The organism is Amycolatopsis sp. NPDC058340 (assembly GCF_042723975.1).
Lineage (GTDB): Bacteria > Actinomycetota > Actinomycetes > Mycobacteriales > Pseudonocardiaceae > Amycolatopsis.
Genome location: NZ_JBHXIB010000029.1, coordinates 12247 through 30759, shown reverse-complemented (window position 1 = coordinate 30759; position 18513 = coordinate 12247). Strand labels below are relative to the sequence as shown.

General features: G+C 71.7%; 11 protein-coding genes and 2 tRNA genes. 5 read left to right on the top strand and 8 right to left on the bottom strand.

The genetic code is table 11. The annotated features are described in order from the left end of the window. Positions 1–19 precede the first annotated feature (19 nt). From ACFWIW_RS27200 to ACFWIW_RS27190, 3 genes are read right to left on the bottom strand one after another with little or no spacing between them, the layout of a single operon-like run. Positions 20–1246 carry a glycosyltransferase gene (locus tag ACFWIW_RS27200; RefSeq protein WP_378371071.1) on the bottom strand — a complete coding sequence of 409 codons (1227 nt, stop codon included), beginning with the start codon at positions 1244–1246 and terminating at the stop codon, positions 20–22. After that, positions 1243–2076: an SDR family NAD(P)-dependent oxidoreductase gene (locus ACFWIW_RS27195; protein ID WP_378371070.1), complete on the bottom strand. Its 834-nt coding sequence runs from the start codon at positions 2074–2076 to the stop codon at positions 1243–1245. The genes ACFWIW_RS27200 and ACFWIW_RS27195 overlap by 4 nt, the downstream gene beginning before the upstream one ends. Continuing rightward, positions 2073–3119: an alpha/beta hydrolase gene (locus ACFWIW_RS27190; protein WP_378371069.1), complete on the bottom strand. Its 1047-nt coding sequence runs from the start codon at positions 3117–3119 to the stop codon at positions 2073–2075. The genes ACFWIW_RS27195 and ACFWIW_RS27190 overlap by 4 nt, the downstream gene beginning before the upstream one ends. Positions 3120–3567: 448 nt before the next feature. Here ACFWIW_RS27190 and ACFWIW_RS27185 point away from each other — a divergent pair, with 448 nt between their 5' ends. The 4 genes from ACFWIW_RS27185 to ACFWIW_RS27170 are packed head-to-tail and all read left to right on the top strand — an operon-like array spanning position 3568 to position 11672. Further along, positions 3568–4227, top strand: a complete 660-nt coding sequence (locus tag ACFWIW_RS27185; RefSeq protein WP_378371068.1) for a hypothetical protein — start codon at positions 3568–3570, stop codon at positions 4225–4227. Between the two features lie 37 nt (positions 4228–4264). After that, positions 4265–6001, top strand: a complete 1737-nt coding sequence (locus ACFWIW_RS27180; RefSeq protein WP_378371067.1) for a fatty acyl-AMP ligase — start codon at positions 4265–4267, stop codon at positions 5999–6001. Further along, the gene (locus ACFWIW_RS27175) at positions 5998–10188 is read left to right on the top strand and encodes a beta-ketoacyl synthase N-terminal-like domain-containing protein (RefSeq protein ID WP_378371066.1); all 4191 of its coding nucleotides are present in this window, start codon (positions 5998–6000) and stop codon (positions 10186–10188) included. Before ACFWIW_RS27180 ends, ACFWIW_RS27175 begins: the two co-directional genes overlap by 4 nt. Then, positions 10185–11672 (top strand): MFS transporter, encoded by a 1488-nt coding sequence (locus ACFWIW_RS27170; protein ID WP_378371065.1) that lies wholly within the window; start codon positions 10185–10187, stop codon positions 11670–11672. Before ACFWIW_RS27175 ends, ACFWIW_RS27170 begins: the two co-directional genes overlap by 4 nt. A 303-nt stretch (positions 11673–11975) precedes the next feature. Here the strand turns inward: ACFWIW_RS27170 and ACFWIW_RS27165 are convergent. The 5 genes from ACFWIW_RS27165 to ACFWIW_RS27145 all read right to left on the bottom strand — a co-directional run bounded on the left by ACFWIW_RS27165 (position 11976) and on the right by ACFWIW_RS27145 (position 18250). Then, positions 11976–12047, bottom strand: a tRNA-Val gene (locus ACFWIW_RS27165). Between the two features lie 36 nt (positions 12048–12083). Next, positions 12084–12158 (bottom strand) — tRNA-Val (locus ACFWIW_RS27160). A 79-nt stretch (positions 12159–12237) separates the two neighbouring features. Beyond that, a complete protein-coding gene (locus ACFWIW_RS27155; protein ID WP_378371064.1) occupies positions 12238–14082 on the bottom strand; it encodes a protein kinase in 1845 nt (614 codons plus the stop codon). A 9-nt stretch (positions 14083–14091) separates the two neighbouring features. Further along, positions 14092–15972 carry a serine/threonine-protein kinase gene (locus ACFWIW_RS27150; RefSeq protein ID WP_378371063.1) on the bottom strand — a complete coding sequence of 627 codons (1881 nt, stop codon included), beginning with the start codon at positions 15970–15972 and terminating at the stop codon, positions 14092–14094. A gap of 49 nt (positions 15973–16021) precedes the next feature. Then, positions 16022–18250 (bottom strand): heavy metal translocating P-type ATPase, encoded by a 2229-nt coding sequence (locus ACFWIW_RS27145; RefSeq protein ID WP_378371062.1) that lies wholly within the window; start codon positions 18248–18250, stop codon positions 16022–16024. A gap of 3 nt (positions 18251–18253) precedes the next feature. Here ACFWIW_RS27145 and ACFWIW_RS27140 point away from each other — a divergent pair. Continuing rightward, a partial coding sequence (locus tag ACFWIW_RS27140) for a hypothetical protein (RefSeq protein WP_378371061.1) occupies positions 18254–18513 on the top strand: 260 nt, incomplete at its 3' end.

The window sequence follows — 18513 nt, the reverse complement described above, 5'->3', positions numbered from 1 at the left end:
ATATGCGAAACGCATACATTTATCCCACCTCCCGCAGCACCTGCCGGGCTCGCGCCACCCCGTCCTCCTCACGCAGCCGCGCCGCGACGTACTGCGCGCCGCGGCGGAAGAGGAGGTTGCCGGACAGCTCCAGCAGCCGCGCGGTCAGCGAGTCCGCCGTCAGCTCCCGCAACGGCAGCGGGCGCGGACCGGCGCCGAGCCGGGAAACCCGGTCGCCCCAGTAGGGCTGATCGGAGAAGACCGGGCAGACCAGCGAAGGAACACCGGCGCGCAACGCGGCCGCGGTCGTACCCGCGCCACCGTGGTGCACCACCGCCGCGGTGCGCGGGAACAGCCACGCGTGCGGAACGTCCCCGACGGTCAGCAGATCGTCGTCGCCTGCTCCGGCATCGGTGCCGAGCAGACCGCGCAACCCGGCCCGGCGCAACGCCGCGCGGACGGCCTCGAACGTCCGCTCCGCCTCCGAGGGCCGCATACTGCCGAAACCGACGTACACCGGAGGCGGCCCGGACGCGAGGAAATCCCGCAGCCGCGGATCCGGCCGCCAGGCGGCGGGCGCCTCCAGGAACCAGTACCCGGTGACGTGGACCCGCGCGGGCCAGTCCTTCGGCCGGGGCACCACGGCGTCGGAAAATCCGCACAGTACCGGGGTTTCCGACCGCCGTGGCCCGCGCAGCCCGGCCGGGGGCAGGCCGAGTGACCGCTCGCGCCACCGGTCCACCTCCGGCCGCAGCACCTGCCAGGCGACGGTGTCGACGGCGCGGAAGCTCAACCGCCTGCCGCACGGCCCGACCTTGGCCGCCCACGGCACCAGCGGATGCGCGAAGGCCCCCGTCGGCACACTGGGCTGGTAGTGCAGTTCCACGTCGGGAACACCGAGCGACGCGCCCAGGTGCGCGCCGAGGAACCCGAGCGTCGGGGCGAGGACGAGGTCCGCCCCCGCCGCTCCCTGGTGGACGTCGGCCAGCAGACGCTCCATCACCGGAGCCAGCGCACCACGCAACCCGCGCAGGAAGGTCACCGACGTACGCCCTTCGGTCCATTCGCGTCCACCGTCCGAACCGAGGATCTCCCCGGGATCGGCCGAGAGCGGCGCGAACTCCAGGCCGTGCGAGGTCACCAGGGTCCGGAACCGTTCGGCCGCCAGCACCCGCACCCGATCACCGTCGAGACCACGCCCCAAGGCGATGCACGGCTGGACGTCGCCCCGCGAGCCGGGAGCGACGATCACGACCAGCCGGCTCATCGCTTCGCCGCCGTCAGCCGGTAACGGAGGCGGAACGGCAGGTTCGCCAGCACCGCGGCGATACGCGCGTCCCTGCCCACCAGGTACCTCGGCGCGACCCGGCGCGCGGTCAGCGCGTGGACCACGACCCGCGCCGCCCGCTCGGGCGGCACCCCGTTCCGCGCGGACCGCTCCGCACTGCGTTCGGCCTCGTCCAGTTGCGCCGCATACCTTTCCCGCGCGGCTTCCGGCAGTGCGGCACGCACCTCTTCGGCGGCGGCGCGGGCACGCGGCCAGATCGAGGTGGCGACGGCGCCGGGCTCGACGAGGACGACGCCGATCCCGGACGGGGCCAGCTCGGCGCGCAGGCTGTCGGTCAACCCGACCAAGGCGAATTTCGACGTGTGATACGGCCCGACCATCGGCCCGGCGATCCGTCCGCCCATCGACCCGACCGTCACCACCCTGGCACGGGACGCGGCGCGCAGCGCGGGCAGCATCGCCTGCGTGACGGCGAGCTGACCGGTGACGTTGACCTCCAGCTGGTGCCGGAAATCGTCGAGCGGGACGTGTTCCAGCGGTCCCGGCCGGGCCATCCCGGCGTTGTTCACCAGCCCCTGCACCGGACCCGCCGCCGCGACCTTCTCGCCGCACGCCGCGATCGACGCCGGATCCCGGAGATCCATCCGCAGCACGGTGACCGCTTCGCCGTGCGCACGAACGAGTTCCCGTTCATCCGCGTCGGTGCGCACACTGGCCCAGACGTGGGCGTCCCGCCGGACGAGTTCGGCCACGCATGCCCGGCCGATCCCGCTCGACGCCCCGGTGACCACAAAGGACGGACGTGTCACGACGACTCCCCCGCCTTCACCGGCGCGGCGAGGGCACGCAGCATCCGCGGCCAAGTCTTGTGCAACTGGTCCTGCCAGTACGCCCAGTGATGCGTGCCCGGCCCGTAGAAGTCCGTCATGACCGGGACACCGAGCCGGTTGAGCCGGTCGGCCATCGCGGTGGTCTGGCCGGAGCAGAGGAATTCGAGCAGCATCGCGCCGGGCAGCACGTCGATCGGGAGCTTGCCGTCGAACGGCCCCGGGAGGCCGTTGCCCGTCGACAGATACAGCTCGGTCCCGCGCAGGCGGTCGGCGTTCACCAGCGGATCGTGCGCGTCCCAGCGGGACGCCTCGCGCCGCCGGTCACCCCAGAGCGCTTCGGGGTCTTGCCGCGCCGAGGCGACGATCGCGCTGGTCAGCAGCTCGCCGTACGGGCCCGTCGGATTGAGATTGCCGCTGAAGGATCCGGCGAACCGGAACACGCCCGGCCGCCGGGCGGCGAGTTCGACCGCGCCGTAGCCGCCGAGCGAGAGCCCCGCCGCCACTCGACGGCCGTCCCCTCGATAGCCGCGCTCGATCAGCTGCGGGATCTCGACGGCGGTGAACGTCTCCCACTGATTGAGCACGACGTTCTTGCCGTAATTCCACCAGTCGGAAAAGAACCCCGCGGAACCGGAACCGGGCATCACCACCAGCGCGCCGGAGTCGTCGGCGAGTTTCCGGATGTCGGTGTTGGCGGTCCAGCCGCGATAATCCTGCAGCCGCGTCTCCCCGGCGAGCAGGTACACCGCCGGCCACTTCCGGTCCGGTTCGATGTCCCATCCGGACGGCAGGATCAGCCGGACCATCGCGTAACTCCCGACGCCGACCGAGCGCACCGTCAGATCCAGCATCCGCGGATCACCGTCCACAGTGGTCTGGGCGACGACGTGCGAGCCGTCGTCGGCGCGGGCGTCCGGGACACCGCTCTCGGCCCGCGCCGGGGCCGAGAAGACGCTCGGCAGCAGGCAGGTGGCGGCCATCACCGACGCGACGGCCCGCAGCCGCCTCGAAGTATCGCGCATACGTAATCCTTTGTCCCGGTCGTTCGATCGAATTCGAAAATGTGACGGCGATTACCCGAGAAAGAAAATCAGAGGTGGCGACACGTTAAGCGGACGAGCCTCTTCCGCGCAATTGTCCTGCCCACAATCCGGGAGGACAATATGAATGCCAGGGAAACAAGAAAACCATCAGCATCCCCCAGTCGGGTGACCCACCACTCACCGACAGTGAGCGACTGTGGCACGGGAGTACCAGATCGGCTCGCGCACCAGCGAAAAGGCCAGAATCCGCAGGTCACGCCCTGTACACGAAGGACATTTACGTTCTCTTGACACCTTCCGGTATTCGATTTCCCGTCGTAGCCTTCGTCGTGCCGCCCGGGTTCGGCGTTCTCTGACGCGACCCCGGCGCCCCGCGTCCCACCGAAGGGACCAAACCTCCCAAAGGACCCTTCCGAAAGGGCTATTCATGGCTGCCCGAATTCGCGCGCTCGTCGTGTCCGCCGCCGCGGTCGCGACCATTTCCGGCACCCCCGGGGAATCGATTCAGGCCGCGCCCGCACCCCCCTCCCCCATCGTTCCTGAGGCCGCGCTGCTGCCACCGGAAACCGTCCCGCACGCGTCCGCGCGCGACGGTTTCGACGTGGCCTCGGCACTGTCCACCCCGGACCGTGGGCAGAGCAGGGTCGACGTCGGTGGTTGCGAAGACGTCGTCCACGGCAGGCTGGTCGGTGACGGCGCCGCCGGCCAGGGCTTCCAGTCGGCCGTCCCCGGCGGCCAGGTCTCCGAACTGGTCGCCCGAATGACGAACCCTCCCGACCTGCCGGCATGGGCCGCGCAGGCCGGGCGGTGCTCGAAGGTGACGGTCGACGACGCGGCCGGTACCGCGGTGTCGACCGTCACCGTCCACCCCGCACCCGTCGTTCCGGGCGCGAAAACCCTTTCCTACGAACAACTCCTGACGCTCCCCGGACAGCCCCCCGAGCTGCCGGGACTGCGTCTGCGCACCGTCGCCATCGCCGCCGACGACGTGCTGGTCGTGCTTCGTGACGCCGGGACGACCGGCCTCGATCTCGACGCGCTCGCCGTCGCCGCCTGGCGGCACGCCGCCGGTCCGCTCGGCCGCTGATCCCCCGCACCACCCCGCCGAACCCCGAGGAGACGCCATGTCCCTGGCCCCCGAAAACCTGCCCGCCACGGCCGGCCCCACCCTCCCCGACTGCCTCCGGCATTGGGCGGACACCGACGGCGACCGGCCCGCGGTGACCTTCGCCGACTTCGCGACCGATCGCGCCGGGCGCCGTCGGACGCTGACCTGGAAACAACTCAAGGAACGCGTCGACGCCGTCGCGAGCGCCCTGCCCGTCCGGTCCGGTGACCGGGTGGCGGTGCTGTGCCCGCAGAGCGCCGAGTACGTCGTCGCCTTCCTCGGCGCGATCACCGCAGGCGCGATCGCCGTGCCGCTGTTCGATCCCGGGCTGCCCGGGCACGCCGGGCGGCTCGCCGCGGTGCTGACCGACTGCTCCCCCACCGCAGTGATCACCACCGCGGCGGCCGAGGACGCGGTCCGCGAATTCCTCGCGGGACTGCCCGGCGGCGAGCAGGTCGCGGTCGTCGCGGCGGACAAGGCGAGCCCCGTCCGCGCCTGGCCCGCCCCGGCGCCGGCACCGGACGACGTGGCGTACCTGCAGTACACCTCCGGTTCGACACGCAGCCCGGCCGGGGTGGTGCTGACCCACGAGAACGTGCTCGCCAACGTCCGCCAAGCGGTGCACGGGCTCGGTATCGCCCCGACGGGCACCACGGTGTCGTGGCTGCCGCTGTTCCACGACATGGGTCTGGTGCTCGGTTTGATCACGCCGCTGGCGATGGGCATGCGGACGGTGCTGATGGATCCGCTGGCCTTCATCGAGCGCCCGGTGCGCTGGCTGGAACTGCTCGGCGACCACAACGGGAGCTGGAGCGCCGCCCCGAACTTCGCGTTCCACTACGCCGCGAGCCGGGTGCGCGAGGAAGACCGCGCCAAGCTTCGGCTCGACCGGGTCGCCGCGATCGTCAACGGCGCCGAGCCGATCAATCCCGGCGTGCTCGACCGGTTCCACGAGACCTTCGCCGAAGTCGGGTACACCCCGGACAAGACCCGGCCCGCGTACGGATTGGCCGAGGCGACCGTGTTCGTCACCACCGGTCCCGGCGTTCCGCCGCGGGTCACCACGTTCGACCGTGCCGCGCTGGGTGCCGGAACGGCACGGACGGCGGACGACGGTCTCAAGCTGGTCGCCTGCGGTGTCCCGGTGGGCCAGCGAGTCGCGCTGGTCGATCCCGAAACCGGCGTCGCGCTGAAGGACGGTTCGGTCGGCGAGATCTGGGTCCACGGCCCCAACGTCGGCACCGGCTACTGGCAGAAACCCTTGGAGAGCACCGAAACCTTCGGCGCCAGGCTGACCGGCGACCACGGGGACCTGCCGACCGGCCCCTGGTTGCGCACCGGTGACCTCGGCGTCCGGTACGACGGCGAGGTCTACATCGCGGGCCGGATCAAGGACCTGCTCATCGTCGACGGCCGCAACCACTACCCGCAGGATGTCGAAGCGACGGCGGCCTCGGCCGACCGCGACATCCGCCCCGGCAGTGTCGCCGCGTTCGCCGTCGAAGGCACCGACACCGAAGCCGCGGTCGTCGTCGCCGAGCACCGCGGCCACACCGCGCTGACCACCGAGGACGAGCGGGCGCTCACTGTGACGATCCGGCGGCTCGTTTCCGACGCGCACGGCCTCGCGCTGCGCGACGTCGTGCTCGTCCCGGCGGGCCTGGTCCCGCGGACCTCCAGCGGCAAGATCGCGCGGAGCGCCTGCCGCGACCGCTACCTCGCCGGCGATTACGGAAAGGCCTTGGTGCGATGAGAAACCCGTCGTTCGACACGCCCACGCTGCGCCGCTGGCTGCTGGACACCGTCGCCGGGCACACCGGCGTCGACGCGGCCAGGCTCGAAGCCGACCGCCCGCTCAGCGACTACGGCCTGTCCTCCCGCCAGGCCGTCGGTATCGCCGCCGATCTCGAAGACCTGCTCGGCACCCCGCTCCCGGCCACCCTGCTGTGGGAGAGCCCGACCATCGACCACCTGGCCCGCTCGCTCACCGGCGGCACCGAGCCCGATCCCGAAGCGGCGAGCACGGACCGTCGCCGGACCGATCCGATCGCCGTCGTCGGCCTCGGCTGCCGCTGGCCGGGAGCGGACGGGCTCGACGAGTTCTGGGAGCTGCTGCGCAGTGGACGGGACGCCGTCCGGACCGCGCCTCCGGGCCGGTGGAGCGCCGACGCGGCACCGATCGTCGGCGGATTCCTCGACGACGTGGCCGGTTTCGACGCGGACCACTTCGGCATCACCCCGCGTGAAGCGTCCACAATGGACCCTCAGCAGCGGATGCTGTTGGAGGTCGCCTGGGCCGCGCTCGAACACGCCGGGATCGCCCCTGCCTCCCTGCGCGGCAGCCGGACCGGCGTGTTCACCGGGATCTCCACCCACGACTACGGGCACCTCACGATGGCTGGCGGAGGCGTGGATCTGTGGACCGCCACCGGCGCGGCCGGGAGCATCTCGGCCAACCGGCTCTCCTACGTCTACGACCTGCGAGGGCCAAGTATGGCGGTGGACACCGCCTGCTCCTCGTCGCTGGTGGCGGTGCACCACGCGGTCCGCGCGCTGCGCGACGGCGAGGCGGATCTTGCCTTGGCGGGCGGGGTGAACCTCATGCTGCTGCCCGGCACGACGGCCGCGTTCGCCGCGGCGGGGCTGCTCGCCGAAAACGGCCGCTGCAAGACGTTCGCCGCGGACGCCGACGGTATCGCGCGTGCCGAGGGCTGCGGTGTCGTCGTGCTCAAGCGGCTGGCGGACGCCGAATACGACGGGGACCGGGTGCTGGCGGTGATCCGCTCCACCGCGGTCAACTCCGACGGCCGGTCGCAGGGTATGGCTGCGCCGAATCCCGCCGCGCAGCAGGACATGCTGCGCACGGCGTACCGCGGCGCCCGACTCGATCCGTCCACAGTGGACTACGTCGAGGCGCACGGCACCGGCACGTTGCTGGGTGACCCGATCGAGGCCCGCTCGCTCGGCGCGGTGCTCGGCAAGGACCGTCCCGCCGACGCTCCGCTGCTGATCGGCTCCGTGAAGACGAACATCGCGCACGCGGAGGCGGCCGCGGGGATCGCCGGGCTGATCAAGGTCGTCCTCGCGATGACCCGGGACGAACTGCCGCCTCAGCTGCATTTCACCGCACCCAACCCGCATATCCCGTTCGACGATCTGCGGCTGAAGGTGGTGACCGAACCGACGCCGTGGCCACGCCGGTCCGGCCGGGCCACGGCGGGCGTGTCCGCGTTCGGCTTCGGCGGGACCAACGCGCACGTCGTCCTCGAACAGGCGCCGCCGCCGGAGCCGGTCCCGGACCGCGGCGACGTCCGCATCGGACTGCTGTCCGCCCGCACCCACGACCGTCTCGCCGAACGCGCGACGCAGCTGGCGAACTGGCTGGACACGACGTCGTCGCTGTCCCTCGCCGACGTCACCCACACGCTCTCCCGGCGGGACAACGGCGGTCCGCACCGCGCCGCCGTCGTCGCCGGGGACACGGCCGAACTGGCGGATCTGCTGCGCGCCGTCGGATCCGGCGCCGATCCGCTGCCTGCGGGCGCGGTCACCGGCACCGCCCGGAGCACCGACGGCCCGGTCTTCGTGTTCTCCGGTCACGGCTCGCAATGGCCGGGTATGGGGCAGGGCCTGCTGGCCGCCGAACCCGCGTTCGCCGCGCAGGTCGACAAGCTCCACGACCTGTTCACCGAGCACACCGGCCGCTCGCTGCGCGCGCTGCTCACCAGCGGGGATCCCTTGTCCCTGCCCGAAACGCAGACGGCCATCTTCGGAACGCAGATCGCGCTCGCCGCCCAGTGGGAGGCACTCGGCGTCCGGCCCGCGGCCGTCGTCGGGCACTCGCTCGGCTCGGCGGCGGCCGCCGTGGTGAGCGGCGTGCTCACCCCCGACGAGGCCGTCCACCTGGTCGCGACCCGGGCCCGGCTCCTGGGCACCATCGGGCCGGGCGGTGCGATGGCGGCGGTCGAACTCGCGCCCGAGGAGCTGGACCTGTACCCGGACATCGAACTCGCCGTCGAATCCGCGCCGGGGCAGCTGACCGTGGCCGGGGACGCGACCGTGCTCGATCTCCTGGTCGCGGAACTGGAAGCCGCCGGGCTGCGGGCGCGCCGACTGCCGGTCGAGGTCGCCGGGCATTCCGCCCGGGTCGACCCGGTGCTGCCCGCCCTCCGGGAAGCCCTCGTCGAACTGGGTGGCCGTCGTCCGACGGTTCCTTGGTACGACACGGTTCTGGCCGATCCTCGGGAGCTGCCGGACTTCGACGCCGGATACTGGGCAGCGCATCTGCGGCGTCCGGTGCGGTTCCGGCAGGCCGTGGCGGCCGCCGCCGCGGACGGGCACCGCGTCTTCCTCGAAGTGTCGCCGCATCCGATCCTGCGGGGTTCGGTGGCGAGGACACTCGAAGCCGAGGGGATCACCGACGCGCTCGTCACCGGAACCCTGCGCCGGGGCCAGGACGAGGTCCGCGCGCTGGGCGCCGCCGCGGCCGAGCTGTACTGCGCGGGCACCCGGATCACCACCGCCGATCCGGACGACGGGGCCCGGCTGGTCGACGTCCCGCCGATGCCGTGGCGGCACGAACGGCACTGGTACACCGCCGTCGAGGAACCGCCGACGTTCGCGGCCCGCACGCCGGAACCCGAACCGGTGCGCGGCGGCGACCGGCTCACCGAGATCGTCGCCGCCGTCATGGGGCTGCGCCCCGACCGCCTCGACGCCCACGTCCCGCTGGTGGAGCTCGGACTGGATTCCCTGATGGCGAACCGGATCCGCGAGGCCGTCCGCCGGGAGTTCGGCACCGAACCCGACGCCGCCGCCGTGCTCCGGGGCGCCACGCTCGCCGATCTCAGCCGCGATCTCGCACCCCGCGAGAACGAGGAACCGTTGCCGTCGCGTGGTCGTGCCTGGGACGCGGCGGACCGCCTGGTGCTGCGCCTGTGGCAGGAGCACACCGGCGCCGAAGCGACCGGCATGCACGTCCGGCTGACCGAGACGGCCACACCGGACCGGCTGGCCGAACTGCTCGCCAAGGGGCTCAGCACCGAACTCGCCACGCCTGTCGACGCCGCCGAACTCCGGCGGCACGACTCGCTCGCGGCCATCGCCGACGTAGCCCGCGCGGTCATCGACACACGGGAGGAGCGGGGACCGGTGCACGTCCTCGTTCCCGGTGAGGCCGGAGTCGCGCCGCTGCTGCTGTTCCACCCCGGTGGCAGCACCTGCACCGTGTACCGGCCGCTGCTGGAGCGGCTGCCCTCCGGTGTGCCGTGCGTCGGGTTCGAACGCGTTCCCGGTGTCAGCATCGAGGAACGGGTCGAACAGTTGCTGCCGTTGGTGCGGGAACAACGTCGCGACCGGCCGTACCGGCTGGCGGGCTGGTCGTTCGGCGGGGCGCTGGCGTACGGCATCGCCGCCCGGCTCGCCGAAGAAGGCGAGGAGGTCGAGTTCGTCGCGCTGATCGACACGATGCTTCCCCTTCCGGAGCCGGACCTCGACGCGAGGGCGTCATCCGCCCGGCGGTTCCTGCGCTTCACCGGATACGTCGAGGGCACCTACGGCCGCGAAGTGCGGCTCGGACACGAGGAACTCGCACCGCTGCCCGAAGAGGAGCAGATCGAGCTGACCATGCGGCGGGTCGCCGAGGCAGGCTTGCTCAGCCCCGGCGTGCTCCGGCACCAGCGTCAGTCCTTTTTGGACACCCTGGCGGCCGAACGCGGCACGCCCCGCCGCTACGACGGACGCGTCGTGCTCTACCGGGCGACCGAGCAGTACGCGGCCGGGCTGGCGATGGAGCCGCGGTACTCGCGCACGGATCTCGCGGCGGGCTGGGCGGAACTGTGCCCGGAACTGGAGATCGTGCCGGTCGAGGCGCATCACCTGTCGGTGGTCGACCCGCCCCACGTCGACGTCGTGGCGAGGCATCTGACGGGACTCCTGTGACCACGGCCCGGGCCGAGCGAGCGGTCGACCGCGCCTGGCCGCTGCTGGCGGTACTCGGCGCCGGGCTCTTCCTCGTGGCGGTCGACGCGACCGTGCTGCACGTCGCGTTGCCCGACCTCGTCCGGCAGCTGCGCCCCGGCGCGGCGGCACAGGTGTGGATCGTGGCGATCTACCCGCTGACCGCCGCGCCGCTGCTCCTGCCGTTCGGCACCCTCGGCGACCGGTACGGGCGGCGGCGCGTACTGGTCGCCGGGTACGTCGTGTTCGGGATCGCGTCGCTCGGCTGCGCGTTCGCGCCGAACGTGCCGGTGCTGCTGGGCTGCCGCGCGCTGCTCGGCTGCGGCGGCGCGATGATCATGCCGGTGACGATGTCGCTGCTCCGCGAACTGTTCCCGGACCAGCGGCATCGCCGCACGGCGATCGCCGTGTGCAGCGGGATCGCGGGCACCGGGTCGGTGTTCGGGCCGATCCTCGGCGGCGTGCTCGTCGAAGCGTGGGGCTGGCGGGCCACGTTCCTGCTGAATCCGCCGGTGATCCTGGCGGCGGTCGTCCTGGCGCTGCGGTGGCTACCCCGGAATCCGCCCGGGCGGCGGCCGTGGGACGCGGTCGGTGCCGCCCTCGCGGCGGGCGGCGTCCTCGGGATCGCTTTCGCCGTCGGGCATCCGGGCGCGTGGACCACCGCCGTCGCCTCGGCCGTGACCGGCAGTGTCCTCATCGGACTGTTCCTGCGCCGCCAGCGCCGGACCGATCCGCCGCTGCTGGACCTCGCCCTGTTCCGGCGGCCGGGAGTGCGGGCCGCGGTGGGCGGGGTGTTGCTGGTGATGAGCACGCTCGTCGGGCTCGGCCTGCTGTTCGCGCAGTATCTCCAGGTGGTGCTCGGGCTTTCGCCCACCGCGGCGGCAGGGCGGCTGCTCCTGGTTCTCGGCGCGTCTGCCGTCGGCAGTGTGGTGACCCCGTCCTTGCTGGGACGCTTCGGGAACGCCCGGGTCCGGACGGCCGGGTTCGCGGTGGCGGCGGTCTCGTTGCTGGTCCCGGCGGCGGGTTCGGCGGCGCTGACGTCGCCGGTACTGCTGGGTGCCGGGTTGACCGGGCTGGGCCTGGGGATGGCACTCGCGCTCACTTCGAGCACCGACACCCTGCTTTCGGCGACGTCGGCGGATCAGGCGGGCGGTGCCGCGGCCGTGGAGAAGACCGGCTACGAACTGGGCGCCGGTTTCGGGACGACGGTGTTCGGTTCCCTGGCCGCCACCGTGTACGCGGGGCACCTGGCCATCCCGGCCGGCGTCCCCGAACCAGCGCGAGTGCTCGCCCTCTCAGGACCGGCCCAAGCGGAGGCCGCCGCCTCGGGCCTTCCCTCGCATTTAGCCGACGAATTGCTCCACGCCGCGAAGGCCGCCTGCACCACAGGGCTTCAGGTGTCGGCTGCCGTCGCTTGTGGACTGTTCCTGGTGGCCGTCCTCGTCAGCGCGCTCCGGGCCTCGTGAGTGGTAAGGACGGTTCTAACCGTCCCTACCACTCACGAGACCCTGAACCGAACTGGGAGTTTCGCGTGACCGGGTGGACGTCACGCGTGATCAGACGGACGACACGCGTGACTGAAGGGACGGCACACGGTGCGGCCGGATCCGCCGCGAGCCGTCCGCCCGGACACAGGTGTCGTCCGTCTGATCACGCGTGTCGTCCCTCCAAGCACGCGAGATACGCCTTCAATCACGCGAGTTACGCCTTCAAGCACGCGAGTAACGCGAAAAGGCCCCACCCGGTGCCGGGTGGGGCCTTCACTGCGGTGGGCGATACTGGGATCGAACCAGTGACCTCTTCGGTGTGAACGAAGCGCTCTCCCCCTGAGCTAATCGCCCGCGGTACGAACTTCGGTCCACCGGAGGAAGCGAACCTGGTGCGCGATACTGGGATTGAACCAGTGACCTCTTCCGTGTCAGGGAAGCGCTCTCCCGCTGAGCTAAACGCGCGTGGTGTTTCGTTCGTACTGACGATAGCTTAGCGGACCCCGTTTCCGGGGCGTCACAGGGGGTTCCCTCTCCGCGAAGCTCAGGGTTCCGGCAGCCGGGAAGCGATCGAGCCCGCGATCTCCTTCGCCCGGTCGCACGGGCTTCCGCTCCCCTCGCGCGCCAGCAGCCGGACGGCGACGTGTTCGGCCTCCCGGTCCGGCAGGGGACGATGCTGCCAGGTGACGGCGCAGTTCGAGCCGCCGAACTCCCGCATGTCGCCGGTGACACCGCTGCCGAGGTCGACCGGCGATCCCTCCGGCGCGTAGGCGCCTCGCTGCAGCTCGACGGTCAGCGTGTCGCCGCCGCCCACCCACTCGCAGATCCGCAGCGTCCGCGGCGCGGGCCGCGCGTTGGGCATGGCCTTGGTGAGCACCGCCGGGTCGGCGACCGCGCACGGGTCGAGCGGCAGGATGCTCGCCGGGTCACCGGCGCGGTCGACCTCGTGCGTGCGCAGCCGGGTGAGCGCGACGGCCAGCATGTCGTCGGCGGCCTTGCAGGGATCGCCTTCCCGGCCGGGATGGGAGACGACGACGCCGAGCCGCCGGTCCGACGGCAGTTGCGCGACCGAATCGCAGCCGCCGCTGATCGTGCTGCGCAGCAACGGCTGTCCTTCGGCGGTGCGGTCCGTCCGTTCGAGGCTGCCGGTGCTCAGGCCTTCGCCCAGCCGGAGTTCGAAGCCGGCCCCCTTGAGACCGGTGTACCTGCAGCGGGCCGGGTAGATCGGGCCGGTTTCGGGCTTCAGGGTGCCGAACTCCTGCACGAACCGGCCGGCGAGCACCTTGCACGGATCCACCATGCGCAGGCGTTCCGGGCCGAGCGCCTCGTTCGCCGACAGCGACGTCGTCCCGGGATTCTCGGGTTTGGCGTGCTCGGCGATGGCGAGGCCGAGCGCGACCATCCCGGCGACGACGAGCAGGACGACCGCGGCGAGCGAGCCGAACAGGATCTTCTTCGTCCGCGGCGCCATCTTCTTGGGCGGCGGCCGCCAGATCGGCAGCGGCAGGGCCAGCACCGAACGCACTTCGGTGTCCTGCTGCCGGATCCGGGCGTGCACGGCGGGCGGCCAGGGCGCCGCACCGGGCGGCACGGGGCCGAGGAAGTCCAGGATCTGTTCCGGGGTCGGCCTCCGGGCGGGGTCCTTGGCCAGGCAGGGTTCGGCGACCTGCCGGATCTCGTCCGGGACGGCACTGAAATCCGCCGCGGCGTGCACGACGTTATACAGGGTCTGCGGCGCGGTCGGGCCGGTGAACGGGCCGCGGCCGGTCGCGGCCATGACCAGGATCGCGCCGAGGGAGAACACGTCGCTCGCGCCGGTGATCTGCCCGCTGCCAGCCTGTTCCGGGGACATGAACGCGGGCGAGCCGATGATCGCGCCCGTCCCGGTGAGGTCCTGCGCGTCCTCCGCCACTCGCGCGATGCCGAAGTCGATCACCCGGGGGCCGTCACTCGTCAGGATGATGTTGCTGGGTTTGAGGTCCCGGTGGATCAGCCCGGCACGGTGGATCTCGGTCAGCGCCGCGGCGAGCCCGGACGCCAGCAGCCGCACCGACTCGGCGGGCAGCGGTCCGGCCGCGTCCACGGCCTCCTTCAAGGACGGTCCGGTGACGAAGACCGAGGCGAGCCACGGGGTTTCCGCTTCCGCGTCGGCGTCCATGACCGCTGCCGTGTAGGCGCCGGAGACCAGCCGCGACGTGGCGACCTCGCGCCGGAACCGCTCACGGAAGCGGGGGTCGTGCGCGAACTGGGCGTGCAGCTGTTTGACCGCGACGAGCCTGCCGTCCGGGGCGAGGCCGAGCACGACGCGGCCCATCCCGCCTTCGCCGAGCTCGGCGATGATCCGGTACGGGCCGATCTGCCGGGGTTCGCCGGGGTTCAACGGTTTCACTGATCAGCCCTAGGGTTTCGGAAGTTTCGGCATCAGCGCTTCGGCGAAGCGCTTGGCCTTTTCGCAGGCTTGGTCGGCGTTCGTCTCGGCACCGCTGGTCCCGACGGTGAGCTCGACGTTCTCCCCGTCACGGTCGCTCACGGACCGGTGCTGCCAGGTCAGCGAACAGCTGGAGCGGGCGGCACCGTCGTCCCTCTTCGCCAGATACACCTTGGTGCCGCCGATGTCCAAGGTCGCGGTGCCGGTGTAGTAGGAGTCCTTCGACTGAACCGGCGGGTACGACCGCACGAAGCTCAGCCGGACACTGCCCGCCGTGTCGTACCGGCATTCGTGCAGATGTTCGCGGATCGTTTCGACGACCGGGCCGATCAGCCGGTCGGTGGTGGCGGGGCCGAGCAGCGCGCACGGATCCAGCGGCGCCAAGGTCCCGGCGGTGAGCTCGCGTTCCTGGCCACCGTCCCGGATCCGCTTCACCGCGTCGGCGAGCGCGGCCTTCACCACCGAACACGCGGCGTCCTTTGTGGACATCGAGTTCACGTCGGCGGTGAGTTTGGTGTTCGGCAGGCCGGAGACCGGGACGGCGACCGCGCACGAGTCGTCGGAGCCCTTGATCCGCAGCGGAAGCCCTTCCAGCTCGCCGCCCGATTCACCCTCGATCAGATCGCCGCCGACGGCGAGCTCCAGCCATTTGCCCGCGGGCGAGGAGTACGTGCACGAATCGAACTGGACGTCGATCTTCCTGCTCAGCTTGCCGAAGCCCGGCACGTCTCGTCCTTCGAGGACCTTGCACAGGTCGACGCGGCGCAGATTGTCCGGGCCGAGCGGGTCCTGGTTGACCGGGGTGGCGATCGGTTCGTCCGGCTGCGGCGGCGAGGTCGGCGCGACGGCCACCGGCGGATCTTCCCCGGACAGCGAGACCGCCGCGACGACGCCGCCGGCGAGCAGCATGACGGCGCCCGCGGCGAGACCCGCGTACAAGCCGCGCCGGGATCGCTTCGGGGGCGGCGGATTCAGCAGCCGCCGGACCTGGGCCTGCTGCGTCTCGATGAGATGCGACACCACCGGAGGCCACGGGCTGGTCATCGGCGGGATCGGGCCCAGCCGCTCCAGCACCCAAGCCGGTGACGGCCGGTCCGCCGGGTTCTTCGCCAGGCACGGCTCGACGATCTGCCGCAGCTCGGGTGCCAGCTGCCGCAGATCGGGGTGGACGTGCACGACGTTGTACAAGGTGTGCGGGGTGGACGTCCCGGTGAACGGATTCGCCCCGGTCGCGGCCATCACCAGCAGCGCGCCGAACGAGAACATGTCGCTCGCCGGGGTCAGTGGTCTGCCCTCGGCCTGTTCCGGCGACATGAACCCGGGCGAACCGATCACGGCGCCGGTGTGCGTGAGTTCGGAGTCGCCTTCGACGGCGCGGGCGATTCCGAAGTCGATCACCCGGGGGCCGTCACCGGTGAGGATGACGTTGCTCGGCTTCAGGTCGCGGTGGATCAACCCGGCCCGGTGGATGTCGCCGAGCGCCAGCGCCAGGCCCGCGGCGAGATGCCGGACCGCCACCGGAGGCAGCGGGCCGCCGGCGGAGACCGCTTCGGACAGCGCCGGTCCCGGCACGAACACCGAGGCCAGCCACGGTGTCGGCGCGTTCGGATCGGCGTCCATGACCGGCGCGGTGTACGCGCCGGACACCAGACGGGAGGTTTCGACCTCCCGGCGGAACCGCTCACGGAAGCCGGGGTCGTGCGCGAAACCCGGATGGACCTGCTTGATCGCGACCAGGCGCCCGTCGGAAGAGGTCCCGAGCAGCACCCGGCCCATCCCGCCCTCGCCGAGCGCGGCGAACACCCGGTAGCGCCCCACGCCGGTGGGTTCGCCGGTGTTCAACGGCTTCACGAAGGCCCCCTTGTTCCGAGGGGCGATGGTACAAAACCACCCGCAAGTGTCACGCGGCGCGTCGGTCCGCCCGGCCGAAATCCTTGAGCCGGAGGCTGTTGGACACGACGAGCACGGACGACAGCGACATCGCCGCCCCGGCGATCAGCGGGTTCAGCAGTCCCAGCGCGGCCAGCGGGATCGCGGCGACGTTGTACCCGAACGCCCAGAGCAGGTTCCCCCGGATGATCCGCAGCGTGCGATCGGCGAGCCGGATGGCGTCGGGCACCACGCGCAGGTCTTCGCGGACCAGCACCATGTCGGCGGAGCGGACCGCGATGTCGCTGCCCTTGGCCATCGCCATGCCGAGATCCGCGGTGGCCAGCGCCGGACCGTCGTTGATCCCGTCGCCGACCATCGCGACCCGCGCACCGCCGGCCCGCAGTTCCTCGATGACCGCGGCCTTCTCCGCGGGCAGCACTCCGGCGCGCACGTCGGAGACGCCGATCTCCTCCGCGACCACGTTGGCGGCGGCTTCGTTGTCGCCGGTCAGCAGCACGGTCCGCAGGCCGAGCGCGTGCAGGGCGTCGACGGCGGCCCGTGCCGACGGCTTCACGACGTCACGGACCTCCAGCTGCCCGGCGACCCGGCCGTCCACCGCGACGAGGATCCCCGTCGCGCCGTCCGCCGCCGTGAAGTCGCCGGGAACGGCGATCCCGCGGTCGGCGAACAACCGCGCGTTGCCGACGAGGACGTCTTGTCCCTCGACTTCGCCCCGCGCACCGAGCCCGGGCAGCGCGGCGAAGCGTTCGACCGTGGGCAGGTCCGGCAGCTCGGCCCGCTCCGCGGTCACCACGGCCGCCGCGATGGCGTGCTCCGAACCGGCCTCGACAGCACCGGCGAACCGCAGCAGCTCGCCGATGGTGAACCCGTCGGCGGGACGGCACGCGGTCACGGTCATCTTCCCGGTGGTGACGGTGCCGGTCTTGTCCAGCACGACGGTGTCCACCGTGCGGCTCGCCTCGAGCGCGTCCGGTCCCTTGATGAGGATGCCGAGCTGGGCGCCGCGACCGACCCCGGCCATCAGCGCGGTCGGCGTCGCGAGCCCGAGCGCGCACGGGCAGGCGATGATGAGGACGGCGACGGCCGCGGCGAACCCTTCGCGCGCGGGTGCCCCGCCGAGCAGCCAGACCGCGAGCGTCAGCGCGGCCACGCCGAGCACGACGGGGACGAACACCGCGCAGATCCGGTCGACCAGCCGTTGCACCGCGGCCTTGCGGGCCTGCGCGCGTTCCGCGAGCGCGGTCATCTGGGCCAGCTGGGTATGCGTGCCGACCGCGGTCGCGCGGACGACGAGCCTGCCGTCCCGGTTCACCGAGGCGCCGATGACCCGGTCCCCGGTGGTGACCTCCGCGGGCACCGGTTCACCGGTCACCGCACTGACATCCACAGTGGACAGTCCGTTGTGGACGACACCGTCGGCGGCGATCGACTCCCCCGGCTTGACCACGAACAGGTCGTCGACGGCCAACTCGCCGATCGGGACCAGCTCCTCGGCCCCGTCCCGCAGCACCCGGACGTCCTTGGCGGCCAAGGCGTCCAGCGCGGCCAGCAGCCCGGCGGCGCTGCGCCGGGACCGGCTCTCGAAGTAGCGGCCCGCCAGCAGGAAGGTGGTCACCCCGGCGGCGACGTCGAGATAGATCGCGTCCGCGCCTGCCGCCGTCGGGCCGAAGCCGATCCAGTAGCCGGGTTCGGTGCCGCCCGCGAAGGCGGACCAAGCCGACCACGCGAACGACGAGAGCACCCCCAGCGACACCAGGGTGTCCATACTGGACGATCGATGACGGAGGTTCCGCAGCGTGGCGCGGTGGAACGGCAGCGCGGACCAGAACACCACGGGAACGGCCAGCGCGAGGCACAGCAGCTCCCAGCCGGGGAACCGCAGCCGCGGGACCAGGGCGAGCGTGATCGAGAGGTTCCCCAGCGGGATCGCCAGCAGCGCGGCGACGACCAGCCGCCGCCGGAGATCCCGGACCCGGGCGAACCCGATGTCCGGATCCTCGTCGCCCCGGATCTGCGCCGTGTAGCCGGATTTGCGGATTCGCTCGATGAGCACTTCGTCGGCAAGAGTCTCGGGGACCTGCACGGTGGCGCGCTCGGTCGCGTAATTCACCGACGCGCGCACCCCGTCGAGCTTGTTCAGCGTGCGTTCCACCCGCGCCGAACAAGCGGCGCAGGTCATCCCCGACACGGTCAGTTCCACCGTGCGGACGGCGGCTTCCGGCGCGGAAATCGTCATTTCGTGGCACTCCCAGGTTTCACCGATGGTTCCTCGGTGGTGGAACAGGTGTCCTGGTGGTGTCGCGAGGCAGATTACCGGCGGCGGGAACCGGACCCGGCGCCGGGCCGACTACTGCGGTGGTGGTGGAAACAGGTGTCTCAAGTCAGGCTTCGGTACAGCTGGTCGTGGGGGGGTTGTTTGGGTTATAAAGAAAAGAAAAAAAAACAACCCCCCGTCACCCCAGGGAAAAAAAAAAAAAAAAAGGAACACCCAAAAAAGAG